The sequence below is a fragment of the Pseudomonas versuta genome, from assembly GCF_001294575.1.
Taxonomy (GTDB): domain Bacteria; phylum Pseudomonadota; class Gammaproteobacteria; order Pseudomonadales; family Pseudomonadaceae; genus Aquipseudomonas; species Aquipseudomonas versuta.
Genome location: NZ_CP012676.1, coordinates 2,886,060 through 2,906,853, shown reverse-complemented (window position 1 = coordinate 2,906,853; position 20,794 = coordinate 2,886,060). Strand labels below are relative to the sequence as shown.

Below are 20,794 nucleotides of genomic sequence, written 5' to 3'. Positions count from 1 at the left end.
TCACTTCCCGGTGATCGGTCATGCAATCACAGCGCCCTGCGGGGGAGAGTGCTCGGGTATACTGCCGCGTTTTGTGATGCCCTGCAGTGAATGCAGCGGGTCCAGCGCCCTGCGCCCGAGCTTTCGAACGAGCTTGAGGCCGCGCCGGATACCGCTTGTGCAGGGGTGTTTCGGCGATTTCTGGAGTTTTTATGCTCGAACAGGCTCAACGCGTACTCAAAGACATCTTCGGCTACGACAGTTTCCGTGGTCGTCAGGGTGAGATTATTGAGCGCGTGGCCAGTGGTGGCGACGCTTTGGTCCTGATGCCTACCGGCGGCGGCAAGTCCTTGTGCTTCCAGGTGCCTGCACTGCTGCGCGATGGCCTGGCCGTGGTGGTCTCGCCCTTAATCGCGTTGATGGACGATCAGGTAGCAACCCTTGAAGAGCTTGGGGTGGCGGCTGCGGCCTTGAACTCAACGCTCAGTGCCGAGCAACAGCGCGACCTGGCGAACCGGATCAAGCGCGGCGAAATCAAAATGCTGTACCTGGCACCTGAACGCCTGGTACAGCCACGCATGATGGCTTTTTTGCAGAGCCTGGATATCGCACTGTTCGCGATCGACGAAGCGCATTGCGTATCCCAGTGGGGCCACGACTTCCGCCCCGAATACCTGCAACTGGGCCAGCTGGCCGAAGTATTCCCTAATGTGCCGCGGATTGCCCTGACGGCCACGGCAGACAAGCGTACCCGCGAAGAAATCGTCACCCGCCTGCACTTGCAGAACGCCGAGCGTTTTTTGTCGAGCTTCGACCGGCCGAACATTTTTTACCGCATCGTGCCCAAGGAACAGCCGCGCAAGCAGTTGCTGGCCTTCCTTTCCGAGCGTCGCAGCGACGCTGGCATCGTCTATTGCCTGTCGCGCAAAAAAGTCGATGAAGTGGCGCAGTTCCTGTGTGCTCAGGGCTTCCCGGCATTGCCGTATCACGCCGGCCTGGCGAGTGAAACGCGTGCGGCCAACCAGAAACGCTTCCTCAATGAGGAAGGGCTGATCATGGTGGCGACCATCGCATTCGGCATGGGCATTGATAAATCCAACGTGCGGTTTGTCGCGCATCTGGATTTGCCCAAGTCCCTTGAGGCTTATTACCAGGAAACCGGCCGGGCAGGGCGTGATGGCTTGCCGGCCGATGCGTGGATGGCCTACGGCCTGCAAGACGTGGTGATGCTCAAGCAAATGCTGCAAAACTCCGAGGGAGACGAGCGGCACAAACGCCTGGAGCACCACAAGCTGGATGCCATGCTGTCTTTGTGTGAAGAGACCCGCTGCCGTCGTCAGACGTTGCTCGCGTATTTTGACGAAGACATGCCGCAACCCTGTGGGCATTGCGACAACTGTGTGGATGGCGTGCAAACCTGGGATGCCACCGAGCCAGCGCGCCAGGCGTTGTCGGCGATTTATCGCACAGGCCAGCGCTATGGCACCGGTCACTTGATCGATGTGTTGCTAGGCCGGGAAAACGAAAAAATCCGCAGCATGGGGCATCAGCATTTATCTGTATTCGGTGTGGGCAAAGCCCGGGCTGAAGGTGAGTGGCGCACATTGTTCCGTCAATTGGTGGCGCGTGGTCTGGCCGATATTGATATCGAAGGCTACGGCGGCTTGCGCTTAAGCGACAGTTGCCGGCCGTTGCTGCGTGGCGAAGTGACGCTGGAACTGCGGCGCGAGCTCAAGCCGCAAACCACGGTCAAAAGCAGCTCTGCCAGCCCGGCCAGCCAATTGGTCCGTGGCGAAGAGCGCGAGCAGTGGGAAGCCCTGCGTGCCTTGCGCCGCAAACTGGCCGAAGAGCACGGCGTGCCGCCTTACGTCATCTTCCCCGACTCGACCCTGCTCGAAATGTTGCGCAGCCAGCCCACCTCGTTGTCCGAGATGGCAACGGTCAGTGGCGTGGGTGCGCGCAAGCTGGAGCGCTACGGCGAGGCTTTCCTCGAGGTCCTGGGCGGGCAGGTCGAAACCCCGAAAGTGGTGGCCGATATCCGCCACGAGCTGATCAGCCTGGCCCGTGCCGGTATGACCCCGCTGCAGATTTCCGGGCAGTTGCAGTGTTCTGAAAAGAACGTGTACACCATGCTGGCTGAAGCGATCGGTCGTCAAGAGTTGTCCCTGGAGCAAGCTCTGGACTTGCCCGAGGACTTGTTGGGCGAAGTGCAGGACGCGTTCCTGGATGGAGAGGGCGAGCTGCCGAGCGTGGCCAGTATTGCCGAACAATTTAAAGGCCGGGTACCTGAAGGCGTACTGTATTGCGTGCGGGCAGCACTGCAAGCCGAGTTCGAAATGTAGCGCTGGTTATTGATATGAAACGAATTGATTGACATACAGGCCTTGCCTATGAGCAAACGTCATGCTTAGCTGGCTAACAATCAATTTCACTATTTTTCAGTCTAACCATTGAGTTTTTTATGCCTTTAACCGATCAACACCGTTTCGGCATGCAGTTGGCCCAAATGTCCCGTGGCTGGCGTGCCGAGCTGGATCGTCGACTTGCAGGCCTTGGTTTATCGCAAGCGCGCTGGCTGGTACTGCTGCACCTGGCACGTTTTGAAGGCGTGCCAACCCAGCGCGAGCTGGCCCAGAGCGTCGGAGTTGAAGGTCCGACCCTGGCCCGCTTGCTTGATAGCCTTGAAGCCCAAGGGCTGGTGCAGCGTCACGCAGTCGCGGAAGACCGGCGAGCCAAAAAGATCGTATTGAGTGATACCGCCCGGCCGTTGATCGCACAGATCGAAGCCATTGCCACTGCGTTGCGTCAGGAACTGTTTGTAGGCGTTGACGAAGAAGAGCAGCGCATCTGCATGCGAGTGCACCAGCGCATCCTGGATAACCTCGAAAAACAATGATCACCACCCTGTAGGAGCGAGCTTGCTCGCGAGCTCTAGAGGCTCGCGAGCAAGCTCGCTCCTACAGGATTAGTACTCAGACATTTAGAACGTCTGGCCCAGATTCAGATACAGCGCCTTTTGATCATCATCGTTAAAGCCATAGCTGAAGTTCAGCGGGCCCAGCGGTGTGTCGAAGCCGATGAAAATACTCGCAGCATTGATGTAGCCGCTGTCGAATTCATTGTCGTTGTTCCAGGCCCGCCCGCGTTCCAGTGATGCGCCGGCATACAGCGGGAAATCAAACGGCAAGTACGAGCGTGGAGTGAGGCGGCGGTAGTAAACCGCGCGCATCAGACTGACGTTTTGCCCCGAAATCGCATCTTCCCTGAAGCCCGACAACTGTCGTGCACCACCCAGCAAGAAGCTCGATGTCACCACGTTGGCCTTGTCCAGCGTGCGGCCGTAGCGCCCGCCCAGAATCCAGGTGTTCGGCCCGGAGCTCAACGCCTTGTCCAGATGAAACTCCCACTGGCGATAACGCTCATCCGAACCAATCCCCGGCTCAAATTGGCGCACGCTCAGGCTGATGTCCTCACCTTCATGGGGGAAGTACACGTTATCCAGCGAATCGAACGAGTATTTCAGGTCATAAAAGCCTTCATTGAAGCTGGTGCTCGGCAAGTCGCGTTCGCCAATTCGCACATTGGCTTCGCCCCAGGCCTCGCCAACGCCAAGACGAATCTCACCGCTATTGCCGATCTGACGACCAAAATTCAAGCCAAAACCATAGCGTTCAAGGCGATATTCGGCGATTGGATCGTTATCGAGGATCGACTCCACGTTCTGCGACTGGGCGTTGATATACGGCGCCAAAAAGTATCGTGAGCCGGCATCCAGTGGCTGATAGAACTCGCTGTACAACTCTTGCTGATCGCCGATTTGTACCCGCGTCAGCCACTCGGCACCCAGCCGGTTGATGCCGTTGACCCGATAGCTGGCACCGATGTTGAACGCGCTGTCGCCGCGCATATCATCCGAAAGGTTGAGCCCCAACCGCAGGTAATCCGTGCCGCTGCGTTTGCCTCGGGCACTGATCACCAGCGTGCGGTCGTGGCCTTTGTGCACCACGCGGTATTGCACCTGTTCGAAATAGTCCAGGCCGTACAGCGTGCCCATGTCCCGTTGCAGACGGCCCAGATCCAGCGGTTCACCCACCGGCTGGCGAATGTAATAGCGAATCACCGAGTCATCTATTTTCGAGTCATTCTCAATCTTGATCGCAGTAATCACCGGGGTGCGCTCTTCAGGTGAGCGGGCGGCATCGAGTTGCTGGTCTACCGGCTGGCGCAAGCTGGCCAGGCGTTTTTCGAGGATCTGTGTGGCGCGATAGCCTGCATTGATGATGTCTTGCGAGCGACCAAAATCGGTCACGCCAAAACTGGCCAGCGCGGGTTGAATGAGAATGTCGTCCGGCGTCAGGGATGCAAGCTGCACCTCGGAGTTGCTGCGGGTCATCAGGGTGATGGACTGGTTGAGGATGTCGAACACGGTGTTGAGCTGTTTGCGACCGCGCAACGGGGTGCCGATATCCACCACAATGACCATGTCCACCCCCATTTCGCGGGCCACGTCCACCGGGATGTTATCGACCATGCCGCCGTCGACCAGCAGTTGACCGTTAATTTCTACGGGGGCAAACACGGCCGGAATCGACATGCTGGCGCGGATCACCTGAGGCAAGTGACCTTTGCGAAATACCACTTTCTCGCCATTGACGATGTCGGTAGCGACAGCCCGGAAGGGGATTGGCAGTTTGTCGAAATCACGGACGTCGCTGCTGTGGGCCAGCAGGCTTTCGAGCAGCAGCGACAGGTTTTGCCCCTGAATCACGCCTAATGGCAGCCCAAGGCTGCCATCGTCGCGAAAGCTGAGTTTCTGTTTGACCAGGAAATCGCGGTCATCCTGCTTGCGCCTGAACGGGATGTCTTCCCGGGCCGGTGCATCGGACAGGGCCTCTTGCCAGTCGATCCCCAGTGCAAGCTTTTCCAGTTCGTCGATCTTGTAGCCCGAGGCATACAGGCCGCCGATCACTGCACCCATGCTGGTGCCTGCGATGGCATCGATGTGAATGCCCTGTTCTTCTAGCGCCTTGAGCACGCCAACGTGGGCGAGGCCACGGGCCGCCCCTCCGGACAGCACCAGACCGATCTTGGGGTGCGGTTTTTCGGCGGCAAACAGCACCAGCGGGCATAAACACAGAAGCAGGCAACTCAGCAGACGGCGCATCATGAATCTCTGGGCAAGCGACAAAGGCGGCTATTATAGCGGCGCCTTTTACTTCAGGAGTCCGAGAACATGTCAGACAGCAAGCCGGAAATTGTTATTGCCTATTGCACGCAGTGCCAGTGGTTGCTTCGTGCGGCATGGCTGGCCCAGGAGTTGCTCAGCACATTTGCCGATGATCTGGCGCAGGTTGCGCTGCAGCCGGGCACCGGCGGGATATTCCGCATTACCTGCGACGGCGTGCAGATCTGGGAGCGCAAGGCTGATGGCGGTTTTCCTGAGGCCAAAGTGCTCAAGCAACGGGTACGCGATCAAATCGATCCGCAGCGCGACCTTGGGCACAACGACCGGGTTCAGTGAGCCCCCGCCCCCAGTTCTGACTTGCCCGGTGCTGGCCCGCTGGCCATGCGGCTCGACACCACAATGGCGACGATAATCAGCACTGCGCCCAGCAACATGCGCAAGGTCGGCGTCTCGTGAAACAGCACCCAGGCCAGGGTGATGCCATACACCGGTTCCAGAGCGAAGACCACGGCGGCGGTCCGGGCCTTGATCACTGCCAGGCTGGCGACAAACAAGCTATGGGCCACGCCGGTGCAGAACACACCCAGCAGGCCGATCCACAACCAGTCCAGTGGCCGCACATCAGTCAGGCCGGGCCCAGCGAAGGGCAGCAGGCACAGGGCAACCACAGCGTTTTGCCACATTGCCGCCTGCACCGCAGGTATGCGTCCCGAATTGGCCCGGTTGTTGAGTGACAGCAGCGAAAACAGCAGGCCCGAGGCAATCGCCCAGAGCAATCCTTCGGTGGCCTGGCTGGCCAGATCAAAGGTCGGGGTGACGAGGATCAGTCCTGCGCTGACCAATAGCACCAGGATGATTTCGTTTAGCCGGATCCGCTCGCGAAAGAGCAGCCCTTCGAGAATCACGGTAAATGCCGGAAAGCTGGCAAAGCCCAGCGTTGCGATCGCTACCCCGGAAATCTTTACCGAGATGAAAAAACTGACCCAGTGCCCGGCCAGCAGCAAGCCGCTGAGTAGCAGATTGCGCACATCACGCAGTGACAGCTTGTACCAAACGGTGTTTTTGGCCAGCCCGGCAAAGCAGGCGAGGGCAAGCACAGCGAAACCTGCCCGGCCGAACACGATAATCGGGGCCGATACGGCGGCGAGCTTACCAAGCACGCCGGTCAGGCCGAACATCAATGCACCAATATGCAGGGCGCCCAGGGCAGTACGCGGAGTCATTGCAATCCTTAAATCGATACAGGCAAGGCGTGCAGTCTAAAGCGCTGGGCGCAGGTCTGTCTGTCGCGGGACTGGCGTCAGTTGTCGCCAGACTCGCGCCGCAGCACTGAAGGCGAGGCCCCGAACTCGCGGAGCATGGCCGCAGCAAAAGCGCTTTGCGAGGTATAGCCCACACGACTGGCAACTTCACCAATTGCCAGTGTGCTGCGGCGCAGCAGGTTCAGTGCGCTGTGCAAGCGGCGCTGGCGGATGTAATCCATCGGCGTCTGCCCGCACTCAGTGACAAAGCGACTGTGCAGGCGCGCGCAGGACAAACCGGCGATCCGTGCCAGATCTGCGACCTGAAGCGCGTAGGCCGCGTGTTGGTCGATGTAGGCATTCAGTGCCGCGAACGGCAGGCCTTTGGACTGCGGCAGGTCAGGTGCCAGAGTGTTCAAGCTGGCCAGCAGCAGAATGGCGCCTTGACGTGCGATCAACGGGTCACTGACCGGGCTGGTGGCGAGCCAGTCCACCAGTTGCAGTTGATTGGGGGCGAGGGACAAGCGTGCGGCGCTGTCGAGCAGGCGGCGGCTGGCATCGGCGTGCTGGCCGAGCGATTGGCCAAGCCAGCCCTGGTCGGGCACATCGAGCACCAGGCATTGGCTGCCTTGCGCGCTTTCGCAGGTGTGATGGGTGCCTGCCGGGATCACCATCAGATGTTGGCGGTGCAGTCGGCTGGCGCGGCCATCCACCTCGAAATCAAGCTTCCCGGACAGGCTGATCACCACCTGCGGGTGCTCATGACTATGGGCAATCACGTCTTGGCGGTAGTAACGCAGTGACAGGATCTGGCCCATGGCGATCTGGTCTCTGTAAGTTGTCTGTAGGAGCGAGCTCTTATCATGCGTATCCAGCAGCTCGCTCCTACAGGGTATGCCGGTTCATCTTTCAGTGCCGCCAGAATGCCGGGATGCACAGTACAAACACGGTAATGATCTCCAGGCGCCCGAGCAACATGCCCAGCGACAGGATCCACTTGGCCGCGTCCGGCAGGCTGGCGAAGTTGCCGGACGGGCCGATGGTTTCGCCCAGCCCCGGGCCTACACCGGATACCGTACTGGCGGCGCCGGTGAGGGCGGTCATCCAGTCCAGCCCCAGCAACGACAGGGCCAGTGCAATCACGCAAATGGTGATGGCAAAGAAGAACGAAAACGTCAGGATCGAGCGCACGATTTCTTCGTCGAGGCGGTGGCCGTTGTATTTTTGTTTGATCACTGCGCGCGGGTGGATCAGTTGGTTAAGGTTGGCCTTGAGCAGGATGTAGGCAACCTGAAAGCGGAAAATCTTGATCCCGCCTGCGGTTGAGCCCGAGCAGCCACCAATGAAACCGAGATAGAAAAACAGCATCAGCGAGAAATTGCCCCACAGGCTGTAGTCACCCAGAGCAAACCCTGTGGTCGTGACCACCGAGGTTACGTTCAGCGCTACGTGGCGAAAGGCATCCCACCACGGCATGTTGGTGGTCCACCACAGCCAGGCGCTGAGCACCAGCCAGGTAACCAGCAGCAGGCCGAGCAAGCCTTGCACCTGCTGATCCTTGATCAGGGCCTTGCGATGGCCACGCAAAGTAGCGACATACAAGGTAAAGGGCAGGCTGCCCATGATCATGACCACGATAGCAACCCAGTGCACCGCAGGTTGCGACCACTTGGCCAGCGACTGGTCAGACGTTGAAAAACCGCCGGTGGAAATGGCCGACATGGCATGGTTGATCGCATCGAACACGCTCATTCCGGCCCACCAAAAGGCCAGGCTGCCCAGAATGGTGATACCCACATAAGTGGCCACAATCAGGCGGGCCACCATGTGCGAACGCGGCATGACTTTTTCGGAGCGGTCTGACGATTCGGTCTGGAACAGGCGCATGCCGCCGATCCGCAACAGCGGCAAGATCGCTACCGCCATGCCGATAAAGCCGATGCCGCCGAGCCAGTGCAGCATCGAGCGCCACATCAAAATACCCGGGGACATAGTGTCCAGGCCGCTGAGCACCGTTGAACCGGTCGCAGTGATGCCGGACATGCTTTCGAAAAACGAGTCGGTGTAACTGATGTGCTGGGTCAGCAAAAATGGCAGGGCGGCAAATATGCACACCACCACCCAGCTGGACACGGTCAGCAGATACATATCGCGGGGGCGCAGATGAACTTGCTCCGGGCGTCCGGGAATGACCAGCGCCAACCCGGCCAGAAAGGTGATCAGGCTGGCCCACAGAAAGGACGGCAGATCGCCCATGTGGTCAAAAATCACCAGTGTCAGCATCGGCACGGCCATGCTGATCGCGAGCGTAATCAGGAAGATGCCGATAATGAAACCGATGATGCGTAAGGTCGGCAACGCCATGAAGTCAGCTCGGGATGAAAGAGGGGCGCCATTCTACCTGTGGGGCGGGGTATGTAAACCGCCAGCCCTTGGGTAGATACCGTTAGAATAGCTGCACATTTTCTTCAGGAGGTGGCCAATGGAGGCTCTCGACGCTTTGCTCAACCGTGTTTCTGCCCCGCGCCTGCTCGATCCCGCACCCACGGCTGAGCAACGTGAAGTACTGTTTGCGGCGGCCTTGCGTGCGCCGGATCATGGCCAGTTGCGGCCTTACCGGTTTTTGACGGTTGAAGGCGACGCACGCCATCAGCTGGGTGAAATCCTTGCCGGGGCCGTACAGGCCCAGGGGGGCGAGGTGACTCAAGCGGCATTGGACAAAGCCCGGGCCATGCCATTGCGCGCGCCATTGGTGGTCGTGGTGGTGGCCCGCCTGCAGGATCACTTTAAAGTGCCCAAGGCAGAGCAGTTGATCACCGCAGGTTGCGCGGCCCATGCCATTGAGCTCGCGGCCTACGCCCAGGGTATCGGTGCGGTATGGCGTACCGGCGAGTTGTCATATGCACCGCATGTGGCCAAAGGGCTGGGCTTGTCAGAGGGTGAGCAGGTGGTTGCGTTCCTGTACCTGGGCACCCCGCAGAATGAACTGCGCGCCGCACCGAAAGTGGATACGGCTGAGTTTGTGCAAGCGTGGTCTGTATAACGACGATGTAGTTTTCCCGTTGGAGCGAGCAAGCTCGCTCCTGCAGTCTATTTATTCGCCGGTTTAAAGCGTGCCGTTGGGCTCCAGTGGCAACTCTAGCGTGGCAACAAATCCCCCCTGCGGATGATTGTTCAGCACCAGCCTGCCGCCGTGACGTTCTGCCGCCCGACGCGCAATGGCCAGCCCCAGGCCGTGCCCGGCTGCCGTCTGGCCGGGCGCCCGGAAGAACGGCTCGCCCAGTTGTGCCAGGTACTCTTCAGGTACGCCTGGGCCATGATCGCGGACACTCAGGCTAATGTGCTCACCTTCGCGAGCGGCTTTGAGCTCAATCGGGCTCCCGGGCGGGTTGAAGCGTTGCGCATTGCGCAGCAGGTTGTCGACGGCGCGTTCGATCATCGTCGGCCAGCCGCTAAGGCTTAAGCCGGGTTGTGCATTGAGCTGCACTGTTTGTTCGGGAGCTGCCAGCGAGGCGTCTTTTTGCACTGCTTTGAGCAACCCGTTGAGCTCGACAGGCTCGGCGCTTGCCTGGTCGGCATCAACCCGCGCCAGGGCCAGGATCTCGCTGATCAGTGACTCCAGGCGATCGCACTCGCGGGTCAGGCGCGGCCAGAGTTTTTCGCGTTCTTCTGGGCCGGCGCGTTCTGCCAGTGCCAGGGCGATGCGCAGACGAGCCAGCGGCGAGCGCAATTCGTGAGACACGTCGCGCAGTAACTGACGCTGACTGCCAATCAGGCTTTGCAAGCGAGCGCCCATGCGGTTGAAGTCGGTGGCCAGCACGCCGAACTCATCCCGGCGCGAAGCCAGTCGCGCCAGGCTGTTTTGCTGGTAGGTGGTTTGCCCCAGGTCATGCACTGCCCCGCGCAGGCGGCTCAGCGGGCGGGTGATCGACAGGGTGACCAGCAAGCTGAACAGTGTCAGGACTACCAGAGCAATTCCCAGCGCACTGAGCGGCCAGATCAGACTTTGGCGATGCCATGCATCCAGTTCAGGATGGGGGATGCGATAAATCAGCAAGTAGGTTTCAGCGGTTTTCGGGCTGGTGTACTCGACGGTCAGGCGGCGCCACGGCAGTTGTTCTTCACCGGGGTGCTGGCGCGCTTCCCACGCGGCGGCCCGCCGCGGAAACGTACCGCGTACCACGGGGTCGCCACTCTCGTTGAGCACTTGTACGTCAATGTGATAGCGGCGTTTGCGCTGTTCGAGGAATTCTTGCGCGGAATCGGCGCCCTGGGTTTCGTAGCGCTCGGTCCATTGTTGCGCCAGATTGGCGATGCCGGGGTGCCGGCTGAGAATCCAGGCGTCCTGATTGAGCATGTGCCCCAGCAGGATCGACAGGCCTGCGACCAAGGCAATCGCCAGCCAGAAGCTGGCGAGAATGCGCCAAAACAGTGATCGCACGGTAATTCCTCGCAAGTAATTGATCAAAACGAGCAAAGCCCAACGACCGGGGGCCGTTGGGCTTGGTGGGTGCGCGAATTATTGCGCTTTTGGAGCCTGTTGCGCTTTCCACTCTTTGAACTGTTTCCACTCTGCCTGACGCTCGGCACGTTTCTTTTGCATCTCGTCGAAGGTCTTCTGCTGGTCAGGCTTGAGCACGGCCCGGATCTCGCTTTGGGTTTTATCGTGCTTGGCTTTCATCTCGTCTTTAAACGCTTGCTGATCGGCAGCCGGCAGTTTTTCCAAATACTTTTCGACCAGTTGCTTGCGGTCATGCATTTGCTGGCCCATCAGCTTGCCGATCTGCTGGCGCTGTTCGCGGCTCAGGTCCAGTTGGCTGTAAGGGGCATCGCCGCGACCGTGCTCAGCGCCGTGACGTGGACCCATTGGGCCGTCGCCACCAGGCATGGCCATTGCGACGGTTGGCAGGGCAGCAGCAAACATCAAAGCAATTAGAGTCTTACGCATGGTGTGTCTCCTTCATTACTGTTCCGGTGAATCCGGATGTGCTTAGTTTAGGGAGATCAAGGTCAACCGCTGTCAGTCGAGGGTAAAGCTTAAGTAAAGAGGGTATTGCTGCGGGTTTACATAACAGCCTTGTGGGGAAGCTGGCACCCACAGAGAAACGTGCATCTTCAGGCGCTATAGAAGTAACCCCGGCTGCGCAACGCAACGATGCGCGGGCGGCCATCAGGGTGGGGGCCGATCTTTTTACGCAGGTTGCTGACATGCATGTCCAGGCTGCGGTCGTACAGGGTCAGTTTGCGGCCCAGGGCAATCTGCGCCAGTTCCTGCTTGTCCAGCGGTTCTCCCGGCTGGCGCAACAAGGCCTCAAGCAAACGGCTTTCGGACACTGTCAGGGTAATGTCGTGCTGGTCGATCGTGGCCACGCCGCGCATCGGGCTGAAGCACAGGTCTCCCAGTTCCATCTGAGTGGATACCGCGGTCGGGTGGCTGCGTCGCAGTACGGCCCGCAGACGGGCTGTCAGCTCGCGGGGGTCGCAGGGTTTGGCAAGGTAGTCATCGGCGCCCAGTTCGAGCCCCAGAATACGGTCCAGAGGTTCGCCGCGGGCTGACAGCATCAGCACCGGCAATTCGGGGTGGTCGTGGCGCAGTTGCTTGAGCAGTTCCAGGCCGCTGCCGTCGGGCAGCATCACATCCAGCACTACGGCATCGGGGCTCGATTCACTCAACGCCTTGCGGGCGCTCAGACCGTCGTGGCAAGCGCGGACCTGGAAGCCTTCCTGGCTCAACCAGCTGCTCAGAAGCTCGCACAGCTCCTGGTCATCATCTATCAGTAACAGGTCGCTCATGACTTACTCGATTTAGCCAGTGCCGACGCCATTTACGCCGGTCACTGGCGAAGATACCGCAAGCGCCGTAGGGGTTACGGCAGTACTTGTTTGAACGGCTTGACGATCACATTGGCGTAAACGCCGGCTGCGACGTAAGGATCAGCGTCGGCCCAGGCCTGGGCAGCACCAAGGGAGTCGAATTGGGCCACGACCAGGCTGCCGCTAAAACCGGCTGCGCCTGGATCATTGCTGTCGATGGCCGGGTGCGGCCCCGCCAGCACGATGCGGCCTGCATCCTGGAGTTGAGTCAGGCGTTCAAGGTGGGCCGGGCGTGCAGCCAGGCGGGCATCGAGTGAGTTGGCGACGTCGGTAGCAATAATTGCGTAGAGCATGTCAGTCCTCGGATTTTGAGTGGGTTGTTGCAGCATCGGTGTCATGCAGGTGGCGCGACAGATAAATGCCCTGGGCTACCAGGAACAGCAAGGTCATGCCCAGGCTGCCGAATACTTTGAAGTCGACCCAGATGCTTTGATAGGTGAACGCAACGAACAGGTTGGCTGCGCCGCAGAACAGAAAGAACCCGATCCAGGCCAGGTTCAGGCGGGTCCACACTGCATCGGGGAGGGTCAGTGCATGGCCCATGATGCGTTTGATCAACAGCTTGTCGCCGATAAAGTGGCTACCGGCAAAAGCCAGTGCAAACAGCCAGTTCACTACAGGCGCTTTCCATTTAAGGAATGTTTCGCTGTGGAACGCCAGGGTCAGGCTGCCAAACACCAGGCAGGCGATCAGGGTCAGCCATTGGCTCTTTTCGAGTTTGCGCTGCTTGATGAACAGAATGCCGTACACCACCAGTGAACTGATGATGAGCATCGCCGTAGCGCTGTAGATACCGCCCACAGACAGGCTGTGCCCGGCGATTTCGACGATACGTGGCTCGATTTTGTAGACGATGAAAAACAGTAACAGCGGGATGAAGTCGATGAATTGTTTCACAGTGGCAGCCAGAAGCAGGATGTAGCGGCATAATAACAAACATCAATGACAGCGAAAGCGTCAGCTAGAGGTTATTAAATCCCCGTGGAAATTGACTTGCATTGCCATAGCACAGCTTCTGATGGCGCCCTGGCGCCGGCGGTACTGGTTGCGCGTGCGTTCGAGAAAGGTGTGCGAGTCCTGGCCCTGACCGATCACGACACACTTGAAGGTCTCGATGAAGCCCGTGAAGCGGCGCTGGCGCTGAACATGACGCTGATCAATGGCGTTGAACTGTCGTGCACTTGGGGCGGGGCGACGATTCATGTGCTGGGCTACGGTTTTGATGTCAATGCCCCGGCGTTGGTTGAGGCCATTGCCAAACTCCATGATGGCCGCTGGCTGCGGGCCCAGGAGATCAGCCGCAAGCTTGAGCTCAAAGGCATGCCCGGTGCGCTTGAGGGCGCGCGGGCCATACAGCAGGCCCTGGGTGACAGCGGTAACGCCCCGGCCCGCCCGCACTTTGCCGATTTTCTGGTCCAGGCCGGCTTCGTCAAGGATCGTGCCGAGGCGTTTCGCAAATGGCTGGGTGCCGGCAAATTGGGCGACGTCAAACTGCACTGGCCGACCCTTGAAGACACTGTCGCCACCTTGCGTGCAGCCGGTGCCTGGGTGAGCCTGGCGCATCCCTCGCACTACGATTTTACCCGCAGCAAGCGCCGTCGCCTGATTGGCGACTATATTCAAGCCGGGGGTCACGCGATTGAAGTGGTCAACGGGCATCAGCCGGCAGAGCAAGTTGGCAGCCTGGCGATCCTGGCGCGTGAGTTCGGTCTGCTGGTCAGCGCCGGCAGTGATTTTCATGGCCCTGGAGGCTGGTCGGAGATCGGCGAATATCGCCCGATTCCTGAAGACTTGCCGCCATTATGGCGTCGATTCAAATATGACCAGCCCGCTGCCAACGTCTGAACAGGGAAACTCTGTGAGCCAATTTTTCCAGATACATCCGGAAAACCCGCAACCGCGGCTGATCAAACAGGCCGTAGACATCATCAAAAAGGGTGGGGTCGTGATTTACCCCACCGATTCGTCCTATGCCCTTGGCTGTCAGATGGGCGACAAGCACGCCATCGAGCGCATCAAGCGCCTGCGTAATCTGGACGACAAACACAACTTCACCCTGATGTGCTGCGACCTGTCGCAGCTGGGTTTGTTTGCCAAGGTTGAAACCGGTGTTTTCCGGTTGCTCAAGGCCCATACACCGGGGCCCTACACCTTTATTCTGAACGCCACCCGTGACGTGCCGCGGCTGCTGCTGCACCCCAAGCGCCGGACTATTGGGGTGCGGGTGCCCAGCCACCCGATTGCCCTAGCGCTGCTTGAGGAGCTGGGCGAACCATTGATGAGCGTGACCCTGATTTTGCCGGGTGAAAAAGAGCCGATGGAAGATCCATACGAAATTCGCGATGCCCTGGAGAAACAGGTCGACCTGATCATCGACGGCGGATTCGGCGGCAACAAAGCGTCGACCGTTATTAGTCTGATCGACCTCGAGCCCGACGTCGTACGTGTGGGTTGCGGCGATCCAACCCCGTTTATGGTCGAGGCCTGATGTCTGACGTCGAAACCCTAGAAGGCGTTGACGCTCAGGCCGGTGCCCAGCAGGAACTGCCGTTTGCCATGGTATATGGCCAGGCCGTTATCGAAATGCCGCTGGACCTGTATATCCCGCCGGATGCGCTGGAGGTATTTCTCGATGCCTTTGAAGGTCCGCTTGACCTGCTGCTGTACCTGATCCGCAAGCAGAACATCAATATTCTCGATATCCCGGTGGCGGAAATTACCCGCCAGTACATGGGCTATGTCGAACTGATGAAAACCGTGCGCCTGGAACTGGCTGCCGAATACCTGGTCATGGCTGCGATGCTGGCCGAAATCAAGTCGCGTATGCTCCTGCCGCGCTCGCCCGAGATCGAGGAAGATGAGGGCGACCCACGGGCCGAACTGATCCGTCGCTTGCAGCAGTACGAGCGGTTCAAGGCGGCAGCTGAAGGTCTGGATGGCTTGAGCCGGGTAGGGCGTGATGTGATCGTGCCAAAACTCGATGCCCCCGAAGCACGGGCGCGCAAGCGGGTGCCCGATGTGGCGCTTGAAGAGCTGCTGATGTCGATGGCAGAAGTGTTGCGCCGCACCGACATGTTTGAAAACCACCAGGTCAGCCGGGAAGCCCTGTCGACCCGCGAGCGGATGAGCGACGTGCTGGAGCGCCTCAAGGGCGGCGGCTTTGTACCCTTTGTCGAGCTGTTTACTGCCGAAGAAGGCCGTCTGGGTGTGGTTGTAACCTTTATGGCCATTCTTGAACTGGTAAAAGAGTCGCTGGTCGAGTTGGTACAGAATGAACCCTTTGCGGCAATCCATGTGCGGGCGAGAGCCGAATAAAGAGCTGAAACCATGAATTTGACTGAACCCCGCGAGCTGGCCCCCTTGCTCGAGGCCTTTTTGTTGGCCTCGGGAAAGCCGCAAAGCCTTGAGCGACTGTTTGAACTGTTTGAAGAGGGCGAGCGTCCAGAGCCGCCAGTGTTCAGGAAGGCCCTGGAGTTACTGCGAAAATCCTGCGACGGACGGGCTTTTGAGCTTAAGGAAGTCGCGTCTGGCTATCGCCTGCAGATTCGCGAAAAGTTCTCGCCGTGGGTCGGACGCCTATGGGAAGAGCGCCCCCAGCGCTATTCGCGGGCCATGCTCGAAACCATGGCACTGATTGCCTATCGCCAGCCGATCACCCGTGGTGAAATTGAAGATGTGCGTGGCGTGGCGGTGAACAGCCATATCGTCAAAACCTTGCTTGAACGCGAATGGATCCGCGTGGTGGGCTATCGTGACGTGCCGGGCAAGCCTGCCATGTTCGCCACCACCAAGGGCTTTCTCGATCACTTCAATCTGCGGAATCTGGACGATTTGCCACCCCTGGCGGAGCTGCGCGAACTGGAGCCTGACCCAATCCTCGACTTTGACGACGCCCCGGTGCCAGCACATCTGCAGGCCCTGGCCGACGAAAGCGCCGAGCCTGAGGAGCCCAAGGATGAGACCAGCTTCCGCACCTTGCTGGTGGAACTGGACACCATGGAGGAGGGTCTTAAAACTGATTTTGATGACCTGCTTCGCGACGGCGCTCCCGTCGAAGAAACCCAGGTTGCAGTTGAAGTGCTTGAATCCCGGCCAGAGCCAGAGCCAGAGCCAGCGCCAGCGCTAACGCCAGAGCCGAGGCTCAGCGCCGCCGAGTTGGCACGTGAACGGTTGCGCGCTGCTGTGGCGGCACTGGAAGCGCGGTCAACCCTGAGTGACGAAGAACTCGAGGCCCGGGCCCTGGCCGAAGCCATCGAACAAGAGCGCCGCGAACAGGAAGATTGAAGCCCCCCCCCTGTAGGAGCGAGCTTGCTCGCGATCTTTTGATCTTTTAAAAGATCGCGAGCAAGCTCGCTCCTGCAGGGCCAATCACGAGGCCTTTTTATGAGTTCAACCAAAGACCCCTGCATCGATATTTGTAAGTTCAACGACGATATCTGCATTGGCTGCGGTCGTACCAAGCGTGAAATCAGGGCCTGGAAGAAGCTCGACAAGGACGATAAACGCATCGTGCTGGCCGAGTCGGCCCTGCGGTTGTTGGCCCTGGAGGCCACCGGTCGGCGGAAAAAGAAATAAGACTGACAGTTCATGGCCAGGCTTTGATGCGTATTGCGCCACATCAGCGTATGATTCGCGACCCTCAAACGCTCGCTCGAGCCGAGAGACCCCATTTTCAACACCTCAGGCTTGGCCTGAGTTGACACACCGGGAGGTGCCCAGATGAGTGATCTAGACCCTAAAGACAGCCAGGAAATTGGCCCAGCAGGCGAAAAACTGCAAAAAGTTCTCGCCCGTATTGGCGTGGGTTCGCGTCGCGACGTAGAGAGTTGGATCAGCCAGGGCCGGATCAAGGTCAATGGCAAGGATGCAACCCTGGGTCTGCGTGTAGACCTGCATGACGCCATTTCCATCGATGGCAAAGTGATCAAGCGTGAAGAAGCAGCCGAATCGGTTCGCCGCGTGATCATGTACAACAAGCCCGACGGCGAAATCTGCACCCGTGACGACCCTGAAGGCCGTCCGACCGTGTTCGACAAACTGCCGCGTCCCAAAGAAGGCCGCTGGATCAACATCGGTCGACTGGACATCAACACCACCGGCTTGCTGATGTTCACCACTGACGGTGAACTGGCTAACCGCCTGATGCACCCTTCCTACGAGATGGACCGTGAATACGCGGTACGTGTACGTGGCGAAGTGGATGACGAGATGATCGAGCGCCTCAAGGCCGGCGTTGTGCTGGAAGACGGCCCGGCGCGCTTTACCGACATCAAGCAGGCTCCGGGCGGCGAAGGCTTCAACCATTGGTACCACTGCGTAGTGATGGAAGGCCGTAACCGTGAAGTGCGTCGTCTGTGGGAATCCCAGGGCCTGGTGGTCAGCCGCCTGAAGCGCGTGCGTTTCGGTCCGGTGTTCCTCAACTCCGACCTGCCGATGGGTCGCTGGCGCGAAATGAGCCAGTTCGAGGTTGATATCCTCAGTGCTGAAGTGGGCCTCACGCCGGTTGCCATGCCGCAGATGAACGCCAAGAGCAAAGACAAGCTTGAGCGTATGCAGCGCAAATCGTCGCGTCCTGTCGCGCGCACCGATCGCGTTGCCCGCACCCTGCGTCCAGCTGAAGGTGCACCACTGGCACCGCGTCCAGCGCGTCAGCCGCACATCGAAGGCGAGCGCCCGGCGCGTCCTGCCCGTGATGAAGCTGCCCGTCCTGCGCGCAAGCCGGCCGGTCGCACCGACCGTGTACCTGCGGGTCGCGGTGCTCCGGTTGCAGAGCGTCCGAGCGAAATGAACAAGCGCCCTGGCAAGCCCAAGCCAACCCGTTCGGGCCCCAAGCTGGTCGACGATGCACCGTCGGGCAAGCGCCGTGGCGCACCGGCCGGCTCGGGTCAGCGTCCAGGCTTCGGTCGTCGCAAGCCGCAGTAAGCGTTAACGTTTAACGCGGTACAAAAAACGCCAATCCTTCGGGTTGGCGTTTTTTTATGCCCGCAATAAACCGAGGATTCTGTAGGAGCGAGCTTGTCTCGCGATCTTTTGACCTTTGCAATCGCAAGGCAAAGATGCGCCTGCAGATAATGGTTTTAAAATGGAAAGATTTCGTTACGCCTCGTAAAGTGAATGCCACAAATTCAAAGGGTTATGGGCGCGGCGTTGCTAAATCAGGCTTGGTGTAACGAAAACTTTCCGTAAAAAACACCGTTCGCCCCATTTTCGGCAAAAAGCTGGCTTGTTTAGTGTTGCCAAGAGCGGTGTGATGGGATCTTGCCTACGTGCGGGTGTACAATGCGCCGCGTTTTAACTGTGACCCAATTGCGTACCCGCGCATTTTGCGCTTCACCGGCGATAGGCCGATGGGCCAAAACTTCGAGGCTAACCCGCCTTGTTAATTCCGCAATGCCACAAGCGTTGCGGGTTCGATTCCGTCACAGATAAAAACAAACAGGTGACGCATGACTCGTGAAACAACCTTGGATTCCTGGCGTCTGCGCTGGGGTTTGATTTGTGTTGTAGACCTTTCGATCACTGCCTCTGGTGCTCACGTTACAACGCACTGAATCACATCAAACCTTGTGTGGGACCCTTTCAATGAGTGGACAAACCTCGCATTCGGGCGAGCTTAAACGCGGCCTGAAAAATCGTCATATCCAGCTGATTGCCCTTGGTGGCGCGATTGGTACCGGCCTGTTTCTCGGTTCTGCCGGGGTACTGAAATCGGCCGGCCCGTCAATGATTCTGGGGTATGCGATCTGCGGCTTTATTGCCTTCATGATCATGCGCCAGCTTGGCGAAATGATCGTCGAAGAACCGGTTGCCGGTTCTTTCAGCCACTTTGCCCATAAGTACTGGGGCGGTTTCGCCGGCTTCATGTCGGGCTGGAACTGCTGGGTGCTGTATATCCTGGTGGGCATGTCGGAGCTGACTGCGGTCGGCAAGTATGTACACTACTGGTGGCCCGAGATCCCGACCTGGGCGTCGGCGGCTGCCTTCTTCGTCCTGATCAACGTCATCAACCTGACCAACGTCAAAGTGTTTGGCGAGGCCGAGTTCTGGTTCGCGATCATCAAGGTGGTGGCCATTGTCGGCATGATCGCGCTGGGCAGCTATTTGCTGGTCAGCGGCAGCGGTGGTCCTCAGGCATCGGTGAGCAACCTGTGGGAGCACGGCGGATTCTTCCCCCACGGCATCACCGGTCTGGTAATGGCCATGGCCTTTATCATGTTCTCCTTCGGCGGCCTGGAAATGCTCGGTTTTACCGCCGCAGAAGCCGACAAGCCGCGTACCGTAATCCCCAAGGCGATCAATCAGGTGATCTACCGCATCCTGATTTTCTACATCGGCGCCCTGGTGGTTCTGCTGTCCCTGACCCCATGGGACTCGCTGCTGGAAACCCTGAATGCCGGTGGCGACAGCTACAGCAGCAGCCCGTTCGTGCAAGTGTTCTCGATGCTGGGCAGCAACACCGCTGCGCACATCCTCAACTTTGTGGTGCTGACCGCGGCATTGTCGGTTTACAACAGCGGCACCTACTGCAACAGCCGCATGTTGTTGGGCATGGCGCAGCAGGGCGATGCCCCGAAAGTGCTGTCTAAAATCGACAAGCGCGGCGTGCCGGTCAACTCGATTCTGGCCTCGGCTGCGGTAACGGTGATTGCGGTTCTGCTCAACTACCTGATGCCCCACGACGCGCTGGAGCTGTTGATGTCGCTGGTAGTGGCCACGCTGGTGATCAACTGGGCGATGATCAGCTTCTCGCACTTCAAGTTCCGCCAGCACATGGACAAGACTGCGCAAACGCCGCTGTTCAAGGCACTGTGGTATCCATACGGCAACTACATCTGCCTGGCGTTCGTAGCGTTCATTCTGGTGATCATGTTGCTGATCCCCGGCATTCGCGTTTCGGTGTATGCGATTCCGGTGTGGGTAGCCTTTATGTGGCTGTGCTACCTGATCAAGAACAAGCGCGCGTTGCAGGCAACGACTGCGGCTTGCAGTTCAGCTGCCAAATAAGCTGAGCGATACACCCCACAAGCCCGGCCATTGCGCCGGGTTTGTGGTTTGTGGGGTATCCTGCAGGCCCTGAAGACGGACCTATTTTTGATGCTGGTGATTTCCAACAACGTTCATATTCCCGACAACGAAATCGAACTCACAGCCATTCGTGCTCAAGGCGCAGGCGGGCAGAACGTCAATAAAGTCTCGAGCGCCATGCACTTGCGCTTCGACATTGCCAACTCGTCCTTGCCGCCGTTCTATAAGGAGCGCCTGCTGGCATTGCGTGACAGCCGGATCACCACTGATGGCGTGCTGATCATCAAGGCCCAGCAATACCGCACTCAGGAACAGAACCGGGCAGATGCACTGGAGCGTTTGGTGGAATTGATCATCAGCGCCACCAAAGTCGAGAAAAAACGCCGTCCCACCAAGCCGACTTTAGGCTCGAAAAAACGGCGTCTGGAGTCCAAGACCAAGCGTGGCAGCATCAAGGCCGGGCGCGGCAAGGTAGATTTCTGACACCACC

The 20,794-nt window shown here is 59.0% G+C and carries 21 protein-coding genes; 12 read left to right on the top strand and 9 right to left on the bottom strand.

Annotation, left to right across the window (positions count from 1 at the left end; translation table 11 throughout):
• The first annotated feature begins 191 nt into the window (after positions 1-191).
• Both recQ and AOC04_RS12925 read left to right on the top strand, forming a co-directional pair.
• Positions 192-2,321, top strand: coding sequence for a DNA helicase RecQ (gene recQ, locus AOC04_RS12930; RefSeq protein WP_060693959.1), 2,130 nt, complete (start codon positions 192-194; stop codon positions 2,319-2,321).
• Positions 2,322-2,440: 119 nt separating this feature from the next.
• Positions 2,441-2,875 (top strand): MarR family transcriptional regulator, encoded by a 435-nt coding sequence (locus tag AOC04_RS12925; RefSeq protein WP_060693957.1) that lies wholly within the window; start codon positions 2,441-2,443, stop codon positions 2,873-2,875.
• Between the two features lie 84 nt (positions 2,876-2,959).
• Here the strand turns inward: AOC04_RS12925 and AOC04_RS12920 are convergent, their stop codons facing one another.
• The gene (locus tag AOC04_RS12920) at positions 2,960-5,143 is read right to left on the bottom strand and encodes a patatin-like phospholipase family protein (RefSeq protein WP_060693956.1); all 2,184 of its coding nucleotides are present in this window, start codon (positions 5,141-5,143) and stop codon (positions 2,960-2,962) included.
• 69 nt (positions 5,144-5,212) lie between these two features.
• Between AOC04_RS12920 and AOC04_RS12915 the strand changes: the two genes are divergently transcribed.
• Positions 5,213-5,500, top strand: a complete 288-nt coding sequence (locus AOC04_RS12915) for an Rdx family protein (RefSeq protein WP_060693954.1) — start codon at positions 5,213-5,215, stop codon at positions 5,498-5,500.
• Here AOC04_RS12915 and AOC04_RS12910 read toward each other — a convergent pair.
• The 3 genes from AOC04_RS12910 to AOC04_RS12900 all read right to left on the bottom strand — a co-directional run bounded on the left by AOC04_RS12910 (position 5,494) and on the right by AOC04_RS12900 (position 8,769).
• Positions 5,494-6,387 carry a DMT family transporter gene (locus tag AOC04_RS12910; RefSeq protein WP_060693953.1) on the bottom strand — a complete coding sequence of 298 codons (894 nt, stop codon included), beginning with the start codon at positions 6,385-6,387 and terminating at the stop codon, positions 5,494-5,496. The two genes, AOC04_RS12915 and AOC04_RS12910, sit on opposite strands and share 7 nt — an antisense overlap.
• Positions 6,388-6,464: 77 nt before the next feature.
• Positions 6,465-7,223, bottom strand: a complete 759-nt coding sequence (locus tag AOC04_RS12905; RefSeq protein WP_060693951.1) for a helix-turn-helix transcriptional regulator — start codon at positions 7,221-7,223, stop codon at positions 6,465-6,467.
• 91 nt (positions 7,224-7,314) lie between these two features.
• Positions 7,315-8,769, bottom strand: coding sequence for a TrkH family potassium uptake protein (locus tag AOC04_RS12900; RefSeq protein WP_060693949.1), 1,455 nt, complete (start codon positions 8,767-8,769; stop codon positions 7,315-7,317).
• 118 nt (positions 8,770-8,887) lie between these two features.
• Here AOC04_RS12900 and AOC04_RS12895 point away from each other — a divergent pair, with 118 nt between their 5' ends.
• Positions 8,888-9,448 carry an NAD(P)H nitroreductase gene (locus AOC04_RS12895; protein WP_060693947.1) on the top strand — a complete coding sequence of 187 codons (561 nt, stop codon included), beginning with the start codon at positions 8,888-8,890 and terminating at the stop codon, positions 9,446-9,448.
• A gap of 63 nt (positions 9,449-9,511) precedes the next feature.
• On the opposite strand, the gene AOC04_RS12890 is transcribed toward AOC04_RS12895, so the two are convergent.
• From AOC04_RS12890 to AOC04_RS12870, 5 genes are all read right to left on the bottom strand, one after another.
• Positions 9,512-10,846, bottom strand: a complete 1,335-nt coding sequence (locus tag AOC04_RS12890; RefSeq protein WP_060693945.1) for a sensor histidine kinase — start codon at positions 10,844-10,846, stop codon at positions 9,512-9,514.
• A 78-nt stretch (positions 10,847-10,924) separates the two neighbouring features.
• Positions 10,925-11,353, bottom strand: coding sequence for a Spy/CpxP family protein refolding chaperone (locus AOC04_RS12885; RefSeq protein ID WP_060693943.1), 429 nt, complete (start codon positions 11,351-11,353; stop codon positions 10,925-10,927).
• 167 nt (positions 11,354-11,520) lie between these two features.
• Positions 11,521-12,198, bottom strand: coding sequence for a response regulator transcription factor (locus AOC04_RS12880; protein ID WP_060693941.1), 678 nt, complete (start codon positions 12,196-12,198; stop codon positions 11,521-11,523).
• A 74-nt stretch (positions 12,199-12,272) separates the two neighbouring features.
• On the bottom strand, positions 12,273-12,572 hold the full coding sequence (locus AOC04_RS12875) for a YciI family protein (RefSeq protein WP_060693939.1): 300 nt from the start codon (positions 12,570-12,572) through the stop codon (positions 12,273-12,275).
• A gap of 1 nt (position 12,573) precedes the next feature.
• Complete coding sequence (locus AOC04_RS12870; RefSeq protein ID WP_060693937.1) at positions 12,574-13,176, bottom strand: septation protein A; 603 nt, start codon at positions 13,174-13,176, stop codon at positions 12,574-12,576.
• Positions 13,177-13,260: 84 nt separating this feature from the next.
• On the opposite strand from AOC04_RS12870, the gene AOC04_RS12865 reads away from it, so the two are divergent.
• The 8 genes from AOC04_RS12865 (at position 13,261) to arfB (ending at position 20,787) form a co-directional block, all read left to right on the top strand.
• The gene (locus AOC04_RS12865) at positions 13,261-14,124 is read left to right on the top strand and encodes a PHP domain-containing protein (RefSeq protein WP_060693936.1); all 864 of its coding nucleotides are present in this window, start codon (positions 13,261-13,263) and stop codon (positions 14,122-14,124) included.
• A 13-nt stretch (positions 14,125-14,137) separates the two neighbouring features.
• Positions 14,138-14,767 (top strand): L-threonylcarbamoyladenylate synthase, encoded by a 630-nt coding sequence (locus tag AOC04_RS12860; RefSeq protein ID WP_060696949.1) that lies wholly within the window; start codon positions 14,138-14,140, stop codon positions 14,765-14,767.
• A gap of 128 nt (positions 14,768-14,895) precedes the next feature.
• Complete coding sequence (locus AOC04_RS12855) at positions 14,896-15,594, top strand: segregation and condensation protein A (RefSeq protein ID WP_167344890.1); 699 nt, start codon at positions 14,896-14,898, stop codon at positions 15,592-15,594.
• Between the two features lie 12 nt (positions 15,595-15,606).
• Positions 15,607-16,563, top strand: a complete 957-nt coding sequence (gene scpB, locus AOC04_RS12850; RefSeq protein WP_060693932.1) for an SMC-Scp complex subunit ScpB — start codon at positions 15,607-15,609, stop codon at positions 16,561-16,563.
• A 99-nt stretch (positions 16,564-16,662) separates the two neighbouring features.
• On the top strand, positions 16,663-16,854 hold the full coding sequence (locus tag AOC04_RS12845; protein WP_060693930.1) for a DUF1289 domain-containing protein: 192 nt from the start codon (positions 16,663-16,665) through the stop codon (positions 16,852-16,854).
• A 144-nt stretch (positions 16,855-16,998) separates the two neighbouring features.
• A complete protein-coding gene (gene rluB, locus AOC04_RS12840) occupies positions 16,999-18,201 on the top strand; it encodes a 23S rRNA pseudouridine(2605) synthase RluB (RefSeq protein WP_060693928.1) in 1,203 nt (400 codons plus the stop codon).
• 660 nt (positions 18,202-18,861) lie between these two features.
• Complete coding sequence (locus tag AOC04_RS12835) at positions 18,862-20,283, top strand: amino acid permease (RefSeq protein WP_060693926.1); 1,422 nt, start codon at positions 18,862-18,864, stop codon at positions 20,281-20,283.
• 90 nt (positions 20,284-20,373) lie between these two features.
• The gene (gene arfB / locus AOC04_RS12830; RefSeq protein WP_060693924.1) at positions 20,374-20,787 is read left to right on the top strand and encodes an alternative ribosome rescue aminoacyl-tRNA hydrolase ArfB; all 414 of its coding nucleotides are present in this window, start codon (positions 20,374-20,376) and stop codon (positions 20,785-20,787) included.
• Positions 20,788-20,794 lie beyond the last annotated feature (7 nt).

Bases quoted from the DNA above. Each gene is read 5' to 3' on its own strand.
- recQ (WP_060693959.1), top strand. From the start codon at position 192: ATGCTCGAACAGGCTCAACGCGTACTCAAAGACATCTTCGGCTACGAC.
- AOC04_RS12925 (WP_060693957.1), top strand. From the start codon at position 2,441: ATGCCTTTAACCGATCAACACCGTTTCGGCATGCAGTTGGCCCAAATG.
- AOC04_RS12920 (WP_060693956.1), bottom strand. From the start codon at position 5,143: ATGCGCCGTCTGCTGAGTTGCCTGCTTCTGTGTTTATGCCCGCTGGTG.
- AOC04_RS12915 (WP_060693954.1), top strand. From the start codon at position 5,213: ATGTCAGACAGCAAGCCGGAAATTGTTATTGCCTATTGCACGCAGTGC.
- AOC04_RS12910 (WP_060693953.1), bottom strand. From the start codon at position 6,387: ATGACTCCGCGTACTGCCCTGGGCGCCCTGCATATTGGTGCATTGATG.
- AOC04_RS12905 (WP_060693951.1), bottom strand. From the start codon at position 7,223: ATGGGCCAGATCCTGTCACTGCGTTACTACCGCCAAGACGTGATTGCC.
- AOC04_RS12900 (WP_060693949.1), bottom strand. From the start codon at position 8,769: ATGGCGTTGCCGACCTTACGCATCATCGGTTTCATTATCGGCATCTTC.
- AOC04_RS12895 (WP_060693947.1), top strand. From the start codon at position 8,888: ATGGAGGCTCTCGACGCTTTGCTCAACCGTGTTTCTGCCCCGCGCCTG.
- AOC04_RS12885 (WP_060693943.1), bottom strand. From the start codon at position 11,353: ATGCGTAAGACTCTAATTGCTTTGATGTTTGCTGCTGCCCTGCCAACC.
- AOC04_RS12880 (WP_060693941.1), bottom strand. From the start codon at position 12,198: ATGAGCGACCTGTTACTGATAGATGATGACCAGGAGCTGTGCGAGCTT.
- AOC04_RS12875 (WP_060693939.1), bottom strand. From the start codon at position 12,572: ATGCTCTACGCAATTATTGCTACCGACGTCGCCAACTCACTCGATGCC.
- scpB (WP_060693932.1), top strand. From the start codon at position 15,607: ATGAATTTGACTGAACCCCGCGAGCTGGCCCCCTTGCTCGAGGCCTTT.
- AOC04_RS12845 (WP_060693930.1), top strand. From the start codon at position 16,663: ATGAGTTCAACCAAAGACCCCTGCATCGATATTTGTAAGTTCAACGAC.
- rluB (WP_060693928.1), top strand. From the start codon at position 16,999: ATGAGTGATCTAGACCCTAAAGACAGCCAGGAAATTGGCCCAGCAGGC.
- AOC04_RS12835 (WP_060693926.1), top strand. From the start codon at position 18,862: ATGAGTGGACAAACCTCGCATTCGGGCGAGCTTAAACGCGGCCTGAAA.
- arfB (WP_060693924.1), top strand. From the start codon at position 20,374: ATGCTGGTGATTTCCAACAACGTTCATATTCCCGACAACGAAATCGAA.